This is a genomic window from Bittarella massiliensis (ex Durand et al. 2017), assembly GCF_001486165.1.
Lineage (GTDB): Bacteria > Bacillota > Clostridia > Oscillospirales > Ruminococcaceae > Bittarella > Bittarella massiliensis.
Genome location: NZ_LN908977.1, coordinates 1033128 through 1048575 on the forward strand (window position 1 = coordinate 1033128; position 15448 = coordinate 1048575).

Genomic DNA, 15448 nt, shown 5'->3' on the forward strand with positions numbered 1-15448 from the left:
ACGGTTTTTTCGACAGAGTGCCGAAATGGGGCCCCATTTTTTGTCATCCCCTATAAAAGAGCCGCCTCTCCCCGCCGCTCGTACACCAGGTCGACGATCCCGTTGTACCGTTTGGCCGACACCAGGCGCAGCGGGCGCTCGACCCCCAGCCCGCCAAAGAGGGAAAGTCCCTCCCCCAGCATGCTCGGCAGCACCGAGAGGTGGTAGCGGTCGATGCCGTCCGCCACCGCCAACCGGCGGGCCAGCTCCGCCCCGCCGCAGACCCAGATGTCCCCCTTCCTCCTCCGCCGCTCGATCAGCCGCTCCGGGAGGCCGTCGACAGAGGTCGCCTCCCCCCGCTCTGCCGGCGGCCGGCGGGTGAGCACGAAGCGCTCCTTCTCCGGGTAGGGCCACCGCCCGGGGGAGAGCTCCTCCGCGATTTGGTGGCAGGTGTGGCCCCCCATCACCACAGCGCCCACCCCTCTGTAAAAATCGGGGTCGCTGCCCTCGCACCCGGGCTGCGACCCGTCCCCCGCCATCCAGCCCGCCCCTCCGGCCCGGTCGGCGATAGACCCGTCCAAACGCATGCCGGTGTAGAGGACCGCCCGTCTTTCCATGTCGTCTCCCCCTTTTTGGGCCCCTGTGGGCCCTCGTTACATGGGTTTTAGCCATCCAAACAAAAAATCACCGCCTTTTTCCCCTTTTTTCACAAAAGGGGTTTGACCTTTTTGCCCCGCTGTATTACAATGTAGGAGAAATAGCCAAAGACGATGATAGAGACAGTACGTTTGAAACAAACGCCACAGCGAGCCGGGGGGAGTGGGAGCCCGGCGCCAGTCGTTTCTCTCGGAACATCCCTCTAGAGTTGCAAGCTGAAAGGGCGACCGAGTAGGCTTCGCCGGTTTTCCGCCGTTATCGGGAACGCATATGTTGGTATGTTGCAATAGGTGGTACAGCGAAGCGCATTCGGCCTTCGTCCTGTTTTGCAGGGCGGGGGCTTTTTTGTCGGTTTGCGCGTTTCCATAGATTCACCTTTCGCAGCGCACGAAAGAAAGCATTGGAGGTTTTGGAAAGATGTACAACAAGGTGCCCACAGATCTCAACTTTGTGGAGCGGGAGAAGGACGTCGAGCAGTTCTGGGAAAGAGAACACATCTTTGAAAAGAGCATCGACAGCCGCAAGGAGGGCGAGACCTACACCTTCTACGACGGCCCCCCCACCGCCAACGGCAAGCCCCACATCGGCCACGTGCTGACCCGGGTCATCAAGGACATGATCCCCCGCTACCGCACCATGAAGGGCTACATGGTCCCCCGCAAGGCCGGCTGGGACACCCACGGCCTGCCGGTGGAGCTGGAGGTGGAAAAGGAGCTGGGCCTGGACGGCAAGGAGCAGATCGAGGAGTACGGCCTCGAGCCCTTCCTCAAGCGCTGCAAGGAGAGCGTCTGGAAGTACAAGGGGATGTGGGAGGACTTCTCCGCCACCGTCGGCTTCTGGGCCGACATGGAGCACCCCTACGTCACCTACGACAACAACTTCATCGAGTCCGAGTGGTGGGCCCTCAAGCAGATTTGGGAGAAGGGGCTGCTCTACAAGGGCTTCAAGATCGTCCCCTACTGCCCCCGCTGCGGCACCCCCCTCTCCTCCCACGAGGTGGCCCAGGGCTACAAAGACGTGAAGGAGCGCTCGGCCATCGCCAAGTTCAAGGCCAAGGGGGAGGACGCCTATATCCTGGCCTGGACCACCACCCCCTGGACCCTCCCCTCCAACGTGGCCCTCTGCGTCCACCCCGACGAGGACTACGTCAAGGTGGAGAGCGGGGGGGAGCGCTACTACCTGGCCGCCGCCCTCTGCGAGAGCGTGCTGGGCGAGCAGGGCTACACCGTGCTCGAGCACTTCACCGGCCGGGAGCTGGAGTACAAGGAGTACGAGCCCCTCTTTGATTTTGTGCAGCCCAAAGAGAAGTGCTGGTACGTCACCTGTGACGGCTACGTCACCCTCACCGACGGCACCGGCATCGTCCACATCGCCCCCGCCTTCGGCGAGGACGACGCCAACGTGGGCCGCAAGTACGGCCTGCCCTTTGTGCAGTTGGTGGACGGCAAGGGCCAGATGACCAAAGAGACCCTCTGGGCGGGGATGTTCTGCAAGGACGCCGACAAAGAGGTCCTCAAAAACCTGGAGGAGCGGGGCCTTCTCTTCTCCGCCCCCACCTTTGAGCACAGCTATCCCCACTGCTGGCGCTGCGACACCCCCCTCATCTACTACGCCCGCGACTCCTGGTTCATCAAGATGACCGCCGTCAAGGACGACTTGATCCGCAACAACGACACCATCAACTGGATCCCCGAGTCCATCGGCAAGGGCCGCTTCGGCGACTGGCTGGAAAACGTGCAGGACTGGGGCATCAGCCGCAACCGCTACTGGGGCACCCCCCTCAACATCTGGGAGTGCGAGTGCGGCCACCGGCACGCCGTCGGCAGCATCGAGGAGCTGCGGAGTCTCTCCCCCAACTGCCCGGAGGACATCGAGCTGCACCGCCCCTATATCGACGCGGTCACCATCACCTGCCCCCACTGCGGCAAGCAGATGAAGCGGGTGCCCGAGGTCATCGACTGCTGGTTCGACTCCGGCTCCATGCCCTTTGCCCAGCACCACTACCCGTTTGAGAACAAGGAGCTGTTCGAGCAGCAGTTCCCCGCCGACTTCATCTCCGAGGCGGTGGACCAGACCCGCGGGTGGTTCTACTCCCTGCTGGCCATCTCCACCCTGGTGTTCAACAAGGCCCCCTACAAAAACGTCATCGTCCTGGGCCATGTGCAGGATGAAAACGGCCAGAAGATGTCCAAGTCCAAGGGCAACGCGGTGGACCCCTTCGACGCGCTGGAGACCTACGGGGCCGACGCCATCCGCTGGTACTTCTACGCAAACTCCGCCCCCTGGCTGCCCAACCGCTTCCACGGCAAGGCCGTGCGGGAGGGACAGCGCAAGTTCATGGGCACCCTCTGGAACACCTACGCCTTCTTCGTCCTCTACGCCGACATCGACCAGTTCGACCCCACCCAGCACGAGCTGGAGCCCGAAAAGCTCTCGGTGATGGACCGCTGGCTGCTCTCCAAACTCAACACCATGATCCGCACCGTGGACGAGAGCCTGCAAAACTACCGCATCCCCGAGGCCGCCCGCGCCCTGCAGGAGTTTGTGGACGACATGAGCAACTGGTATGTCCGCCGCAGCAGGGAGCGCTTCTGGGCCGTGGGGATGGGGCAGGACAAGGTGAACGCCTACATGACCCTCTACACCGCCCTGGTGAACTGCTGCAAGGCAGCCGCCCCCATGGTCCCCTTTATCACCGAGGAGATCTACCAAAACCTGGTGCGCACCGTGGACCGCTCGGCCCCCGAAAGCATCCACCTCTGCGACTTCCCGGCGGTGGACAATTCCCTCATCGACAGCGAGTTGGAGCGCAACATGGACCTGGTGCTGCAGATCGTGGTGCTGGGCCGCTCGGCCCGCAACGGCGCCGCCATCAAAAACCGGCAGCCCCTGCAAAACATGTTCGTGCAGGCCCCGGCCGCGCTGGAGGAGTACTACCGCCAGATCGTGGAGGAGGAGCTCAACTTGAAGGCCGTCACCTTTGTGGAGGACGCCAGCCGTTTCACCTCCTACACCTTCAAGCCCCAGCTCAAGACCCTGGGCCCCAAATACGGCAAGAAGCTGGGCGAGATCCGCACCGCCCTGGCCGGGCTGGACGGCTCCGCCGCCAAGGCCGAGCTGGACGCCAATGGCGAACTGAAGCTGGCCCTGGCCGATGGGGAGGTCGCCCTCACCGCCGATGACCTGCTCATCGAGACCAAGCAGACCGAGGGCTTTTATACCGTGCAGGACGGCGGCATCACCGTGGCCATCGACACCGCCCTCACCCCCGCACTCATCGAGGAAGGGTATGTCAGGGAGCTGGTGAGCAAGCTGCAGACCATGCGCAAAGAGGCCGACTTCAACGTGATGGACCACATCACCGTCACCCTGAAGGGCAGCGAGAAGTTGGCCGACATCGCCCGCAAAAACTGGGACGAGATCGCCTCCGACGTGCTGGCCGACGGCTTTGCCTGCGGCGAGCCCGAGGGGTACGCCAAGTCCTGGGACATCAACGGCGAGGCGGTGGAACTGGGCGTGAAGCGGGTCTAGTCCTCTTCCCCCACCCACCCTGCCACCGAGAGAGGGGCGCTGCCTGCGGGCGGCGCCCCTCTTCCCGTCTCAGCCCTCGCCCACCCGGACAATGTGGGAGAGGGGGCCTTCGCCGCCATGCGTCTCGCCCGCCTTCCCCTCCGCCCGCTCCAAAGGACTTCGGGCGGCCGCTTCGCCCGCGCGAGAGGGTCTCCCATTTCTTTGTCTCCGCCCATCCCCCCTTGCCCATCGCCTTCTATCCTCACTCTTTCCCCTGCCTCTGCCCTGGCAGCCGCCTTCCCCGGCCACCGCCGACGCGCGGAGGAACACGGGATATTCGGCAGCGGTCGAGCCGTCTCGGGGATGGTCCCCCCTCCCCTCGCTCACAGCGCCTTCAAAAGGTCAGCCGGAGGCCCCCGGCGGCCTGGCCAGCAGCAATTTATCACCGGGCAGGTCCCCGGGCACCTTCGGCGCCATTGCGGCGGGGAGATGACCGGCGCCCCCTCTTCCTGCCCGGGCGTTCCGCATCCCGGGGGGCAAACCGCCCTTCTGGCAGATGGCCCCACCGCCCGGCCCTCACATCGGCACCAACCAAAAAAGGCGCTGCGGACAAATCTCCGCAGCGCCTTTTTGCTCGGCAGGCAGGGCCTTCTACGCCCCCGCCTTCCGGCGGTCGTAGAGGACCTTGATGCCGTCGAGGATCAGGGTCTTGTCGATGGCGGTGAACCCCCGGTAGGCCTGGCTCACCGTTTTGGCCAGCCCGCCGGTGGCCACCACCCGGGCCTTCTGCCCCAGCTGTTCCTCCAGCTTTTGAACGATGTTGTCCACCGCGCCGGCATAGCCGTAGATGATGCCGCTCTGCATGCTGGCGACGGTGGAGGTGCCGATGGCCTGCTCGGGGGGGACGATCTCCACCCGGGGCAGCTTGGCCGCCCGCTCCACCAGGGCGTCCATCGAGACCTTGAGCCCGGGGAAGATGGCCCCCCCCAGGTAGGCCCCGTCGGAAGTGACCACGTCGAAGGTGGTGGCAGTGCCGAAATCCACCACGATGAGGGGGCCGCCGTATTTGTGGTAGGCGGCCACCGCAGTCACCAGCCGGTCGGCCCCCACCTCGCCGGGGTTGCCGTAGCGGTTGTCGATCTCCACCGGCAGGTTCTCCCCCACCAGCAGGGGGGGCTTGTCGAAGTACTTTTTGATGGAGTTGATGACGGTGTAGTTGAGCTGGGGGACCACCGAGCTGATGACGATGTCCTCCACCCGGTGCCGGTCGAGCCCCCGCAGGAAGAAAAACTGGGTCACAAAGAGGCCCAGCTCGTCGGAGGTGACGGCCTTGTTGGTGGAGAGGCGGAAGGTGTGCGCCAACTTCTCCCCCTCGAAGATGCCAAACTCCATGTTGGTGTTGCCGATGTCCACGACCAAGAGCATACGTCAATTCCCCCTGCTGTTTCGGTGTTGAAAGCCCCTTTAGTGTACGGCAAAACCGGCTGTCCGTCAAGAAAAAAGAGGGGGCTGGGCCGTTCCCTTCCCCGCCGCGTCCGTCGTCCTGTACAGATTGTAACTGGATTGTATCCATTTTTTAACCACTTGTTACCTTTTGCCCCCTTTTTGTGGTGCTATAATGAAGATAAAGGAAGGGCTCGGCCTTTTGGCCCCCTTTGCGAGAGGAGTGATGGAGGTGACGCGCAGACACCAAACCGTTTGGAGGAACGGGCTGGCCGCCGCCCTGGCGGCCTGGATGGCCCTGGCCCTGACCGGCTGCGGCCAGAAGGAGGTCACCGGCAAACTGGACGAGACCGCCAAGGACGCCGGCAGCGCCCAGGTGCGCATCGACGGGGCGGAGATCGCCTTCAAGAGCACCATCCTGCTGGAGGTGCAGGAGCAGGGGTACGACCTCTCCACCTCCCCCGACTTTGCCGCCCTCCTGGAGCCCGGCGACCGGGTGGACGCAGGGGCCCCGGTGCCCGACGTCTACATGGGCAAGGGGGGCAAGGTGGTGGCCAAGCTCCCCTGTCTCACCGACAGCAGCGGCGAGATCCCCCTGCTCGAGGCGCGGGTGGTCTCGGCCGCGGTCTTCTACGGCCCCCACCACAGCGAAGAGGTGCCCGAGAACGTCCAGCCCCATGTGGAAATCGGCGGGGTCGACTTCACCGGTCTGACCCTGGACGGGGTGGACGCCGTCATGGCCGACAAGGCCAATGAGGACAGTGGGGACGTCGTCATCGGCGGGGACACCGATCTGCTCACCGGCAAGGTCCTCAGCAACGGCTACCCCGTCGGCCGCTGCCGCTACTTTTTCCGTTACGACCGCGACACCGGCCTGCTCTCGATCGTGGAAGTGGGCGCTGTCTGAACCAAACCCAACCAAAAAGGAGGGACGACAGGATGAAAAAGCGGTTTGCACACCCTCTCTCCCGGCGGGCGGTGGCCCTGCTCGCCGCGGGGTGCCTTGTCCTTGCCATGGCCCTGACCGGCTGCGGCAAGGAGGCCACCGGCTACCTGGACGAGGGGGTGAAGGAAACCAAGACCCCCCTGGTGCGGGTGGAGGAGGCGAACTTCTACCTGGGCCGCACCATCCTCTTGGAGGTGCGGGAGCAGGGGTATGACCTCTCCCTCTCCCCCGACTTCACCCAGCCCCTGAGCGAAGAGGACCGGATAGATGCCGGCGGCGCCCTGCTGCCGGTCTACCTGGGCAGGGACGGCCAGGTGGTGGCCCGGCTGGGCTGCGCCAACACCGGCAACGGCGTGCTGCCCACCCTGGAGGCGCGGGTCAAAAGCTTCGAGATCTTTTTCGGCCCCTGCCCCGCCGATGTGGAGGCGCCGGAAAACGCCAAGCCCCGGGTGGCGATCGGCGGGGTCGACTTCACCGGGCAGGATGCCGAGGAGGTGGCGTCCCTGCTGGAAGAGAAGGCCGGCTCCGTGACCAGCGGAGAGGGACCATCCCCCAGCCAGTACACCGTCGGCGGGTGTATGTACACCTTCTCCTTTGCCGCCGGCGGGACGGTCAACCGGGTCTGGGTGCAGGGTCTCTAGTCTTTCCGCCGCACGGGCGGGCGCTCCAAGCGAGAGCGCCCGCTCTCTTTTTCCCCCTTCCCCCTTGCCTTTGTCCTCTCCCTTGCCTTTGTCCTCTCCCTTGCCTTCGCCCTTGTCCTTTCTTTTGTCCCTGTTTTGCCCCTGCCCTCATCCTTGCCCTTGCCCTCGCCCTTTCTTTTGTCCCTGCTTTGCCTCTGTCCTCGTCCTCGCCCTTGCCCTCGTCCTCGCCCTTGCCCTTGTCCTTGTCCTTTCTTTTGCCCCTGTTTTGTCCCTGCCCTCGCCCTTACCCTTGCCCTCGCCCTCTTTTCTACAAAAAAATACAGCTCCGCCGTAACGATCCCCCTCTCCCGGCGGTACTATTGGGTGAAAAGGCCTTTTTAAAACAAAAAAACAGAAGGAGGGCCCTGCGAGATGGATACCAGTCAAGCCCTGTGCGAGCAGGCCCAGCAGCACCAGCGCTTTTTCCGGCAGTACCAGCGCCTGGCCTACACGGTGGCCCTGCGCATCCTAAAGGACGCCAGGGACGCCGAAGAGGTGGCCAGCGACGCCATGGCCCGGGTCCTGCGCGCGCCCGAAAAGTACGACAGCAGCCGGGGCAGCATGAAGAGCTATGTGGCCCTCATCGCCCGCAGCCAAGCGCTGGGCCGCCTTGCCGCCCGCAGGGACGAGGTGCCGGTGGCCGCACCGGAGGGGCCATCCGCCCCCGACTGGGCCGCCTCGCTGGAACTGCGCGAGCGGCTGAACGGGGCGGTGCTGGCCCTGAGCGAGCCGGAGAAGCAGCTCTTTGCCATGCGCTTTGTCTACGGCTACTCCACCCGGGAGATGGCCCGTTTCTTCGGCATCAGCCAGAACGCCGTCACCACCCGGGTATCGCGGCTGCGGGACAAATTGAAACCACTGTTGGAGGAACGAGAGGGGGAGCACACCCATGAATGAAGAGAGATTTGACAGACGGCTGGCCGACCTGCTGGACGAGGAGACCCTCCTCGCCGTCAGCGGCAGCCTGTTTGACGCAAAGCCGCCCCGGCGGCGGGTCTGGCGCCGGGCCGCGGCCGTTGCCGCTGCCTTTGTGCTGCTGTTGGGGGCCGTCAACTACCAGAGCGTGGTGGCCTTTGCGCAGCGGGCCTACCGCTACTTTGTCTCCGGCGAGAGCTGGGTGATGGAGACCCCGCCGGCCAGCTACCGCCTCTGCGTCGACCCGGTGGAGGCGCCCGACGGCAGCGGTGGCACCTACCGGCTGCTCCAGGCGGTGCAGAAGGAGGACGGCACCCTCTGGCTCTCCCTGGAACACCTGCCGTCCAGAGAGGTAAAAGCCGAACTCAGCGAGGGGGCGGAGGAGGTCTGGAACCAGTACCTGACCACCCTCAAGGCCACCCTGCAAGTCGGGGAAACAACTTACCCCCTCACCTACCTGCCGGAACACCTGGGGGCCTCCAGTCCCCACCGGTCCGGGGAGGAGGACGCGCTGGCAAACTTCACCGTCTCCTTTGCCTTCTCCTGCAAGGTGGAGGGAGAGGCGGACGAGATCGCCCTGCAAATCGGGGACAGCCGGTTGCGCACCGCCCTGCAGCCCGCCGTCGCCGTGAGCGCCGAGGAGATCTCCTACGAGGGGAGCGACAACCTCTCCTTCCAACTGATGCAGTTGACCGAAAAGGGGGACGCCATTGCCCTGATCCCGACTGTCAAGGGGCTGTCAGCGGAAACCTGCTCGGTAAACTTTGGCATCACCTGGTTCTCGGTGGAGGACAGCGAGGGCAACCGGGTGGACAGCACAGCCTACGCCCGCCCCCTGATCGGGGACGACGGCGCCTTCCTCTACCGGCCCGAAGAGCCGCTGGCCGAGGGGGCGCGCGTCCACACATTCTCCTTCAACGCCCTCGACCTGTACGTCGGCCGGGAAATGCCGTCCCGCTCCCCCGAGGAGCTGCCCACCAAAGAGGACTGCCTGGAGATCGCGATCCCCGCCGAGGGAAAGGCGGCCACGGTGAACAAGACCTTTGACCTCTGTGGCGTGCCGGTGACGGTAGAGCAGATCCAGCAGAACAACACGGGCCGTATCCAGGTGACCCTCTCCACCGACACCCCCTACGGCGACATCCGCAGCCTCTGCGCCTTTGACCTGGGGGAGGAGGGCAAGTTGCCAGAAGACGGGTCCCCCTACTACGCCTGCTTCTTCGATGACAGCCAATCCCATCTGGGCAAGGGGCACATCGACCTCACTTTCAACGCAAACGAGTGCGGCGACAGCCTCTTCCTCTATCTAAACAGCGCCGTCATCCGCAGCCCCGGCGGCGGGACCTACACCCCCCAGTGACCCCTGTCCGCACACAAGAGAGGGCCCCCGGCCAAATTGGCCGGGGGCCCTCTTTTCTCTCTCTAGTCGTCGTCCCGGTGGGCGGAGACCCGCTTTTCAATGTCCTCCTTGAGGCGCTGGGCCCCCTCTTCGGTGCGCTGCTGCAGCCCTTCCAGCCAGCTCTCCCAGGTCGAGCGGTGGGCGCGCAGGCTCTCCTTGATCTGCTGCAGGTGGCTCTCATAGCGGGTGGAGCGCATGTTGGGGAAGGCCTTGGTCAGCCGCCGCTGAAAGAGGCGGTGGCGCTGGGACTCCTCCCTGTACTTTTGCAGCAGCTCCCTCACCCGCAGGCGGGCGTCGTCGGCCTTGGCGGAGTGGGCCTCCTCCAGCAGCCGGTCGAGGCGGGCCTTGATCCCCTCGCCGTTGTACCAGCCGGCGGCGTCCAGCCGGGCCTTCATCTCCTCGGCCAGGGCGTTGAGGGCCTGCAACTGCCGGTTGATGCCCAGGGCGGCGCGGACCGACACGATCAGGTCGGCGGCAAAGACCGCCAGCAGCACCAGGGTGACCGTCAGCTTGGCCCAGGGGGGGATGCGGTCAAACAGCCGCTCCACCGCCGGGTGCAGCAGGTAGAGCATGGCCACCGCCATCACCCCGAAGAGGAGGGAGTTGCGCAGACAGACCCGGCCGTTCAGGTTGAATCGGCGCGCCGAGTAGTCCCACCACTTGGCGGAGAAGAGCTTCTCCATCGCGTAGCTGGTCAGGTATTCCAGGGCGCTGGTGAGCACCATCCCCAGCACAAAGACCGCCGCCGGGCTCTGCTGCACCGGCCGCAACAGCAGCACGACGCCTAGGGCCCCAAAGCCGTAGATGGGGCAGACCGGCCCGTTGAGAAAGCCCCTGTCCGCCAGCTTGCGCTGGCCGATGGAGCAGTAGACCGTCTCGCAGAGCCAGCCCACAAAGCTGTAAAAAACCAGGTACAAAAACCAGGTGCAAAGGGTGGTGACCATCTTCACTCGCCGCCTTTTTTATTGGATTGGGTCCCTGCTAAAGGGTGACTGTCTCCCGCTGGGTCTCCCCCTCCGGCGCGGCCGGGGCCTTCTCCCCCTCGGACGAGAGGCCGAACTCCTCGGCCAGCCGGGCGTTGGAGAGCATCAGCTTGAGGCGGTTTTCCTGGTTGACCGAGGTGGCGCTGGGGTCGTAGTCCACCGCCACGATGTTGGCCTGGGGGTAGCGGTCCTTGATTTTGCGCATCATCCCCTTGGCGACGATGTGGTTGGGCAGGCAGAACAGGGGCTGGGTGCAGACGATGTTGTCCACCCCGCTGTGGATGTGCTCCACCATCTCGCTGGTGAGCAGCCACCCCTCCCCCATCTTGGCGCCGGTGCCGATGACCCCGTCCACCAGGTGTTTGAGTTCGCTGAAGCTGGTGGGGACCCGGAACTCGCCGTGTTTGGCGATGGCCCGGATCATCTTGTTCTGCCAGCGCTGGAAGTAGCGCAGCAAAAAGGCGTTGACCGCCCGGTGCTTGAAGGCCTTGCCGTAGAGGTCGTTGTCGATGATGTTGTTTTGGATGCAGTACATGCAGAAGTCCAGCAGCCCGGAGAGGACCGGCTCGGCCCCCTCGTCGATGAGAAACTGCTCCAGGTTGTTGTTGCCCAGGGGGGCGTACTTCATATAAATTTCGCCGACGATCCCCACCTTGATCTTCTTCTCCCGGTGGCGCTGGATGGCAGAGAAGTCCTCCAGGATGGCCCGGTAGTTTTTCTGCACCTGCAAAAAGGCCTTTGACTCAAACTGCTCGCAGAGGGCGTCGGTCCAGCGCTCCACCACCGCGTCGGTGCTGCCCTTGATGATCTCGTAGGGCTTGCACTGGTTTTTCAGCCACATGAGCATGTCGCCGTAGATGATGGCGTACATGGCCTGCACCAGCATGCCGGGGGTGAAGGTGAAACCGGGCTGCTTTTCCAGGTTGGAGAAGTTCAGCGAGATCACCGGCACATAGCCGTAACCCGACTGGCGCAGGGCCTTGCGCAGCAGCGAGAGGTAGTTGGACGCCCGGCACCCGCCCCCGGTCTGGGTGATGAGGAGGGCGGTCTTGTGGGGGTCGTACGCGCCGCTCTTGAGGGCGGAAATCAACTGGCCGATGACCAGCAGCGCGGGGTAACAGGTGTCGTTGTGAACGTTTTTGAGCCCCTCATCCACGATTTGGCGGCCGATGGTGGTGAGGATCTTCACCTTGTAGCCGTTTCTGATGAGGATCTTTTCGAGCATCCGAAAGTGGATGGGCAGCATGCCGGGGATGAGGATGGTGTAGTTTTCGCGCATCTCCGGCGTAAAGACGGGGGGTTTTTCAATTGGCGGCATGTTGCTGTCTCTCCCTTTCCTCCATGGCCGCCAACAGGCTGCGAATGCGAATTTTGATGGCGCCCAGGTTGTCTACTTCGTCGATTTTGATTTGGGTGTATATCTTGCCGCACCCGCGGAGGATGTCGCGCATCTCGTCGGTGGTGATGGCGTCGAGGCCGCAGCCGAAACTCACCAACTGGATGAGCTCGGTGTTCTCGGCCTGCCCCGCATAGCGGGCGGCGTTGTACATTCTGGCGTGGTAGGTCCACTGGTTGAGGACGGTGCGCTTTTCATACCCTGTCATCCAGGAGACCCCGTCCTCGGTGACCACCACAAACCCCAGCGAGCGCAGCAGCTTGTTGATGCCGTGGCCTATTTCGGGGTCGATGTGGTAGGGCCGCCCGGCCAGGATCACCGTCTTGCAGCCGTGCTCCTTGGCGTAGGCCAGGGCGCGCGCCCCCTCCTCCTTCACCTCGCGGCGGTAGTCGGCGTAGGCCTGGTAGGCCCGCTCGGCGGCGCGGGACACCTCGCCCCGGCGCAGGGCAAAGCCGTACTCGTTTAAGTAGCTGGTGATCTTCTTCTCAAAGACCTTGCGGTCGTTGAGGCTGATGTAGGGGTAGATGAACTGGCAGCCCCCCAGGTCCATGTTGCCCTTGACCACCTCGGGGTAGTAGGCCACCACCGGGCAGTTGTAGCAGTTGTCGGAGATCTCCTCGTTGAAGTTGTAGCTCAAACAGGGGTAGAAGATGGTCTGCACCCCCTGCTCCAGCAGCAGCTTGATGTGTCCGTGCACCAGCTTGGCCGGGTAGCAGACGGTGTCGGAGGGGATGGTGTTCTGCCCCTTGAGGTAGACGGATTTGCTGGAGCGGCCCGACACCACCACCCGGAAGCCCAGTTCGGTGAAGAAGGCGTGCCAGAAGGGCAGGTTTTCGTACATGTTCAGGGCCAAGGGCAGGCCGATGTCCCCCCGGGGGCCCGGCTCGCTGGGCAGGTGGGTGAGCTTTTCGTACTTCCACTCCACCATGTCGGGCAGCTCGCCGCCCCCGGCCTTGCCGGTCACCGGGCGCTCGCAGCGGTTGCCGGCGATGTGGCGGGAGCCGTCGCCAAAGGTGTTGACCGTCAGGTTGCAGTGGTTGGTGCAGAGCCCGCAGTTGACCGCCTTGGACTGGTGGGTGAAGGCCGCCAGTTCGGCGGCGGTGAGGACCCGGCTCTCCCCCTCCGGCTGGAGGGAGCGGGCGTAGAGGGCCGCGCCAAAGGCGCCCATCAGCCCGGCGATGGCCGGGCGCACCACCGGGCGGCCCAGCTCCATCTCAAAGCTGCGCAGCACCGAGTCGTTGAGGAAGGTGCCGCCCTGCACCACCACGTTCTTGCCGATATCGTCGGCACTGCGGGCGCGAATGACCTTGTAGAGGGCGTTTTTCACCACGCTGACGGCCAGCCCGGCGGAGATGTCCCCCACCGTGGCCCCGTTTTTCTGGGCCTGCTTGACCGAGGAGTTCATGAACACGGTGCAGCGGGTGCCCAGGTCCACCGGGTGCTCGGCCAGGAGGCCCAGCTTGGCGAACTCGTCGATGGGGTAGCCCAGGGACTTGGCAAAGGTCTCGATGAAGGAGCCGCAGCCCGAGGAGCAGGCCTCGTTGAGGACGATGTTGTCGATGGCGTTGTCCTTGATTTGAAAGCACTTCATGTCCTGCCCGCCGATGTCGATGATGAAGTCCACCTGGGGCTGAAAGTGCTTGGCCGCGGTGAAGTGGGCCATGGTCTCCACCAGGCCGAAGTCCAGGTGGAAGGCGCTTTTGATCAGGTCCTCCCCGTAGCCGGTGACAGCGCTGCCGACGATCTTCACCCGCTCGCCCGACTGGGCCCTGATCTGCTCCAACTGCTCCTTGACGGCGGAGATGGGGTTGCCCAGGTTGTTGACGTAGTGGCTGTACAGGATGTTGCACGCCCCGTCGATGAGCACCATCTTGGTGGTGGTGCTGCCGGCGTCGACCCCCAGCCAGGCCGGGCCGCTGTAATCCGCCAGCGGGCGCTGGGGGACGTCGTTCTGGGCGTGGCGGGCGCAAAACTGGTCGTACTCCGCCCGGTCGCGAAAGAGGGGGGCAAGCCCCTGGGGGGCGTGGGGGATCTCGAGGACGTGGCGGAAGGTGCCGAGCAGCTCCTCATAGTCGTGCTCCTCGTTGAGGCCGCCGGCGTAACAGGCGGCCCCCAGGGCCACGAAGTAGGGGGCCAGGGGGTGGAAGTTGGCCGAGCGCTCGTCCAGCTCCAACGTCTCGATGAAGCGGGCCTGCAGCCCCTTGAGGAAGGAGAGGGGCCCGCCCAAAAAGAGGACATTTCCCTCGATGGCGCGGCCCTGGGCCAGCCCGGCGATGGTCTGGTCCACCACCGCCTGAAAGATGCTGGCGGCGATGTTTTCCTTGTCGGCCCCCTGGTTGATGAGGGGCTGGATGTCGGTCTTGGCAAACACCCCGCAGCGGGAGGCGATGGGGTAGATCTTTTTGTGGCGCAGGCTCAGCTCGTCGAGGGTGGCCAGGTCCACATCCAGGAGGGTGGCCATCTGGTCGATGAAGGCGCCGGTGCCCCCGGCACAGGTGGAGTTCATCCGCTCCTCCAAAGCGCCCTTCAAAAAGATGATCTTCGCGTCCTCCCCGCCCAGCTCGATGACCACATCGGTCTGGGGGACAAAGCGCTTGACCGCGCCGGCGGTGGCGTACACCTCCTGCACGAAGTCGAGGCCGCTCTCCTTGGCGACCCCCAGGCCGGCCGAACCGGTGACCGCCACCTTGACCCGGTGGCCCCGCAGCAGTTCGCCCAGCTCCTCTATCTTTTGCAGCGCCAGTTCCCGCACCCGGGAGAGGTGGCGCTCATAGCTCTTGTATACGATTTCGTCTCGGTCGTCCAGGACCACCGCCTTGATGGTGGTGGAGCCCACGTCCAGTCCCAGTTGATAGCTCATCCCGTTCTCCTTTTTTCTGCCTTTCCCCAATTTTCTCGGTTCGGCCCCATCGGGGCGCAAAATCCCACTATCTGTATATGCCAGCCACCGTCTGCAAAAGAAGGGGTTTGATGACCTCGATGGAGGCCGGCTGCCCCTCGATGATGGAGCGGTAACAGGCGGTGATCAAAAAGTCCAGCATCACCGTGAGCCGGTTGCGCGACTGTTCCTCGCTCTCCCCCGGCAGGGACAAAAGCCCCTCCAGCGGGGCCAGCAGCTCCCCGTGGAGCAGACAGGTCCCCTGCCCGCCCCTGGCAATAAAGCGGAGGACCGGCGGATTTTCGGCGTAAAAGTCGATGAGGCACTCGCAGAAGCGGGCGGCCGCGGCGGGGCGGTCGGCACAGCCGGCGCGGCGGGTGCGCTCGATGGCCCGGCAGAGGGTCTCGCCCCCCTTTTCGGCCACCACCTTGTCCACCAGGGCCTGCTTGTCCTTGAAGTAGAGGTAAAAGGTGCCCTTGGCCACACAGGCGGCCCGGGCGATCTCGCCGACGCTGGTCTGGGCCACCCCCTTTTGCAGAAAAAGGGCGGTGGCCGCCTCCTCGATGCGGGCGCGCTTTTGGTCCCGCGGGACCTCTGCCACAGTCATCGCCATCCCTCCCCCCGTCCGAAAATTTTGTATAGATGACCCAATTTACAGAGTT

Annotated in this window: 11 protein-coding genes; 5 read left to right on the forward strand and 6 right to left on the reverse strand. The window is 64.4% G+C overall.

All coding sequences use genetic code 11. The features are described from left to right. Positions 1 to 50: 50 nt before the first annotated feature. On the reverse strand, positions 51 to 596 hold the full coding sequence (locus tag BN3266_RS11815) for a dihydrofolate reductase family protein (RefSeq protein ID WP_059005282.1): 546 nt from the start codon (positions 594 to 596) through the stop codon (positions 51 to 53). Between the two features lie 457 nt (positions 597 to 1053). Between BN3266_RS11815 and ileS the strand changes: the two genes are divergently transcribed. Next, the gene (gene ileS / locus BN3266_RS11820; protein WP_059005283.1) at positions 1054 to 4167 is read left to right on the forward strand and encodes an isoleucine--tRNA ligase; all 3114 of its coding nucleotides are present in this window, start codon (positions 1054 to 1056) and stop codon (positions 4165 to 4167) included. 630 nt (positions 4168 to 4797) lie between these two features. On the opposite strand, the gene BN3266_RS11825 is transcribed toward ileS, so the two are convergent. Beyond that, entirely contained in the window at positions 4798 to 5571 is a 774-nt protein-coding gene (locus BN3266_RS11825; RefSeq protein ID WP_021658371.1) for a type III pantothenate kinase, read from the reverse strand. 250 nt (positions 5572 to 5821) lie between these two features. Between BN3266_RS11825 and BN3266_RS11830 the strand changes: the two genes are divergently transcribed. The 4 genes from BN3266_RS11830 (at position 5822) to BN3266_RS11845 (ending at position 9490) form a co-directional block, all read left to right on the forward strand. Further along, a complete protein-coding gene (locus BN3266_RS11830; RefSeq protein ID WP_154669080.1) occupies positions 5822 to 6496 on the forward strand; it encodes a hypothetical protein in 675 nt (224 codons plus the stop codon). Between the two features lie 32 nt (positions 6497 to 6528). Next, a complete protein-coding gene (locus tag BN3266_RS11835; protein WP_059005285.1) occupies positions 6529 to 7176 on the forward strand; it encodes a hypothetical protein in 648 nt (215 codons plus the stop codon). Between the two features lie 411 nt (positions 7177 to 7587). Beyond that, positions 7588 to 8112, forward strand: a complete 525-nt coding sequence (locus tag BN3266_RS11840; RefSeq protein WP_059005286.1) for an RNA polymerase sigma factor — start codon at positions 7588 to 7590, stop codon at positions 8110 to 8112. Continuing rightward, positions 8105 to 9490, forward strand: a complete 1386-nt coding sequence (locus BN3266_RS11845; protein ID WP_059005287.1) for a hypothetical protein — start codon at positions 8105 to 8107, stop codon at positions 9488 to 9490. The genes BN3266_RS11840 and BN3266_RS11845 overlap by 8 nt, the downstream gene beginning before the upstream one ends. Before the next feature lie 62 nt (positions 9491 to 9552). On the opposite strand, the gene BN3266_RS11850 is transcribed toward BN3266_RS11845, so the two are convergent. From BN3266_RS11850 to BN3266_RS14475, 4 genes are all read right to left on the reverse strand, one after another. Further along, positions 9553 to 10473, reverse strand: a complete 921-nt coding sequence (locus BN3266_RS11850) for a putative ABC transporter permease (protein WP_154669081.1) — start codon at positions 10471 to 10473, stop codon at positions 9553 to 9555. A 37-nt stretch (positions 10474 to 10510) separates the two neighbouring features. Beyond that, the gene (locus BN3266_RS11855) at positions 10511 to 11830 is read right to left on the reverse strand and encodes a 2-hydroxyacyl-CoA dehydratase (RefSeq protein WP_059005289.1); all 1320 of its coding nucleotides are present in this window, start codon (positions 11828 to 11830) and stop codon (positions 10511 to 10513) included. Further along, the gene (locus tag BN3266_RS11860; RefSeq protein ID WP_059005290.1) at positions 11817 to 14768 is read right to left on the reverse strand and encodes an acyl-CoA dehydratase activase; all 2952 of its coding nucleotides are present in this window, start codon (positions 14766 to 14768) and stop codon (positions 11817 to 11819) included. The genes BN3266_RS11855 and BN3266_RS11860 overlap by 14 nt, the downstream gene beginning before the upstream one ends. A 67-nt stretch (positions 14769 to 14835) precedes the next feature. Beyond that, positions 14836 to 15393 (reverse strand): TetR/AcrR family transcriptional regulator, encoded by a 558-nt coding sequence (locus BN3266_RS14475; protein ID WP_059005291.1) that lies wholly within the window; start codon positions 15391 to 15393, stop codon positions 14836 to 14838. Between the last annotated feature and the right edge of the window lie 55 nt (positions 15394 to 15448).

Coding starts and splice junctions, on each gene's coding strand:
- BN3266_RS11815 (WP_059005282.1), bottom strand. CDS start 596: ATGGAAAGACGGGCGGTCCTCTACACCGGCATGCGTTTGGACGGGTCT.
- ileS (WP_059005283.1), top strand. CDS start 1,054: ATGTACAACAAGGTGCCCACAGATCTCAACTTTGTGGAGCGGGAGAAG.
- BN3266_RS11825 (WP_021658371.1), bottom strand. CDS start 5,571: ATGCTCTTGGTCGTGGACATCGGCAACACCAACATGGAGTTTGGCATC.
- BN3266_RS11835 (WP_059005285.1), top strand. CDS start 6,529: ATGAAAAAGCGGTTTGCACACCCTCTCTCCCGGCGGGCGGTGGCCCTG.
- BN3266_RS11840 (WP_059005286.1), top strand. CDS start 7,588: ATGGATACCAGTCAAGCCCTGTGCGAGCAGGCCCAGCAGCACCAGCGC.
- BN3266_RS11845 (WP_059005287.1), top strand. CDS start 8,105: ATGAATGAAGAGAGATTTGACAGACGGCTGGCCGACCTGCTGGACGAG.
- BN3266_RS11850 (WP_154669081.1), bottom strand. CDS start 10,473: ATGGTCACCACCCTTTGCACCTGGTTTTTGTACCTGGTTTTTTACAGC.
- BN3266_RS11855 (WP_059005289.1), bottom strand. CDS start 11,830: ATGCCGCCAATTGAAAAACCCCCCGTCTTTACGCCGGAGATGCGCGAA.
- BN3266_RS11860 (WP_059005290.1), bottom strand. CDS start 14,768: ATGAGCTATCAACTGGGACTGGACGTGGGCTCCACCACCATCAAGGCG.
- BN3266_RS14475 (WP_059005291.1), bottom strand. CDS start 15,393: ATGACTGTGGCAGAGGTCCCGCGGGACCAAAAGCGCGCCCGCATCGAG.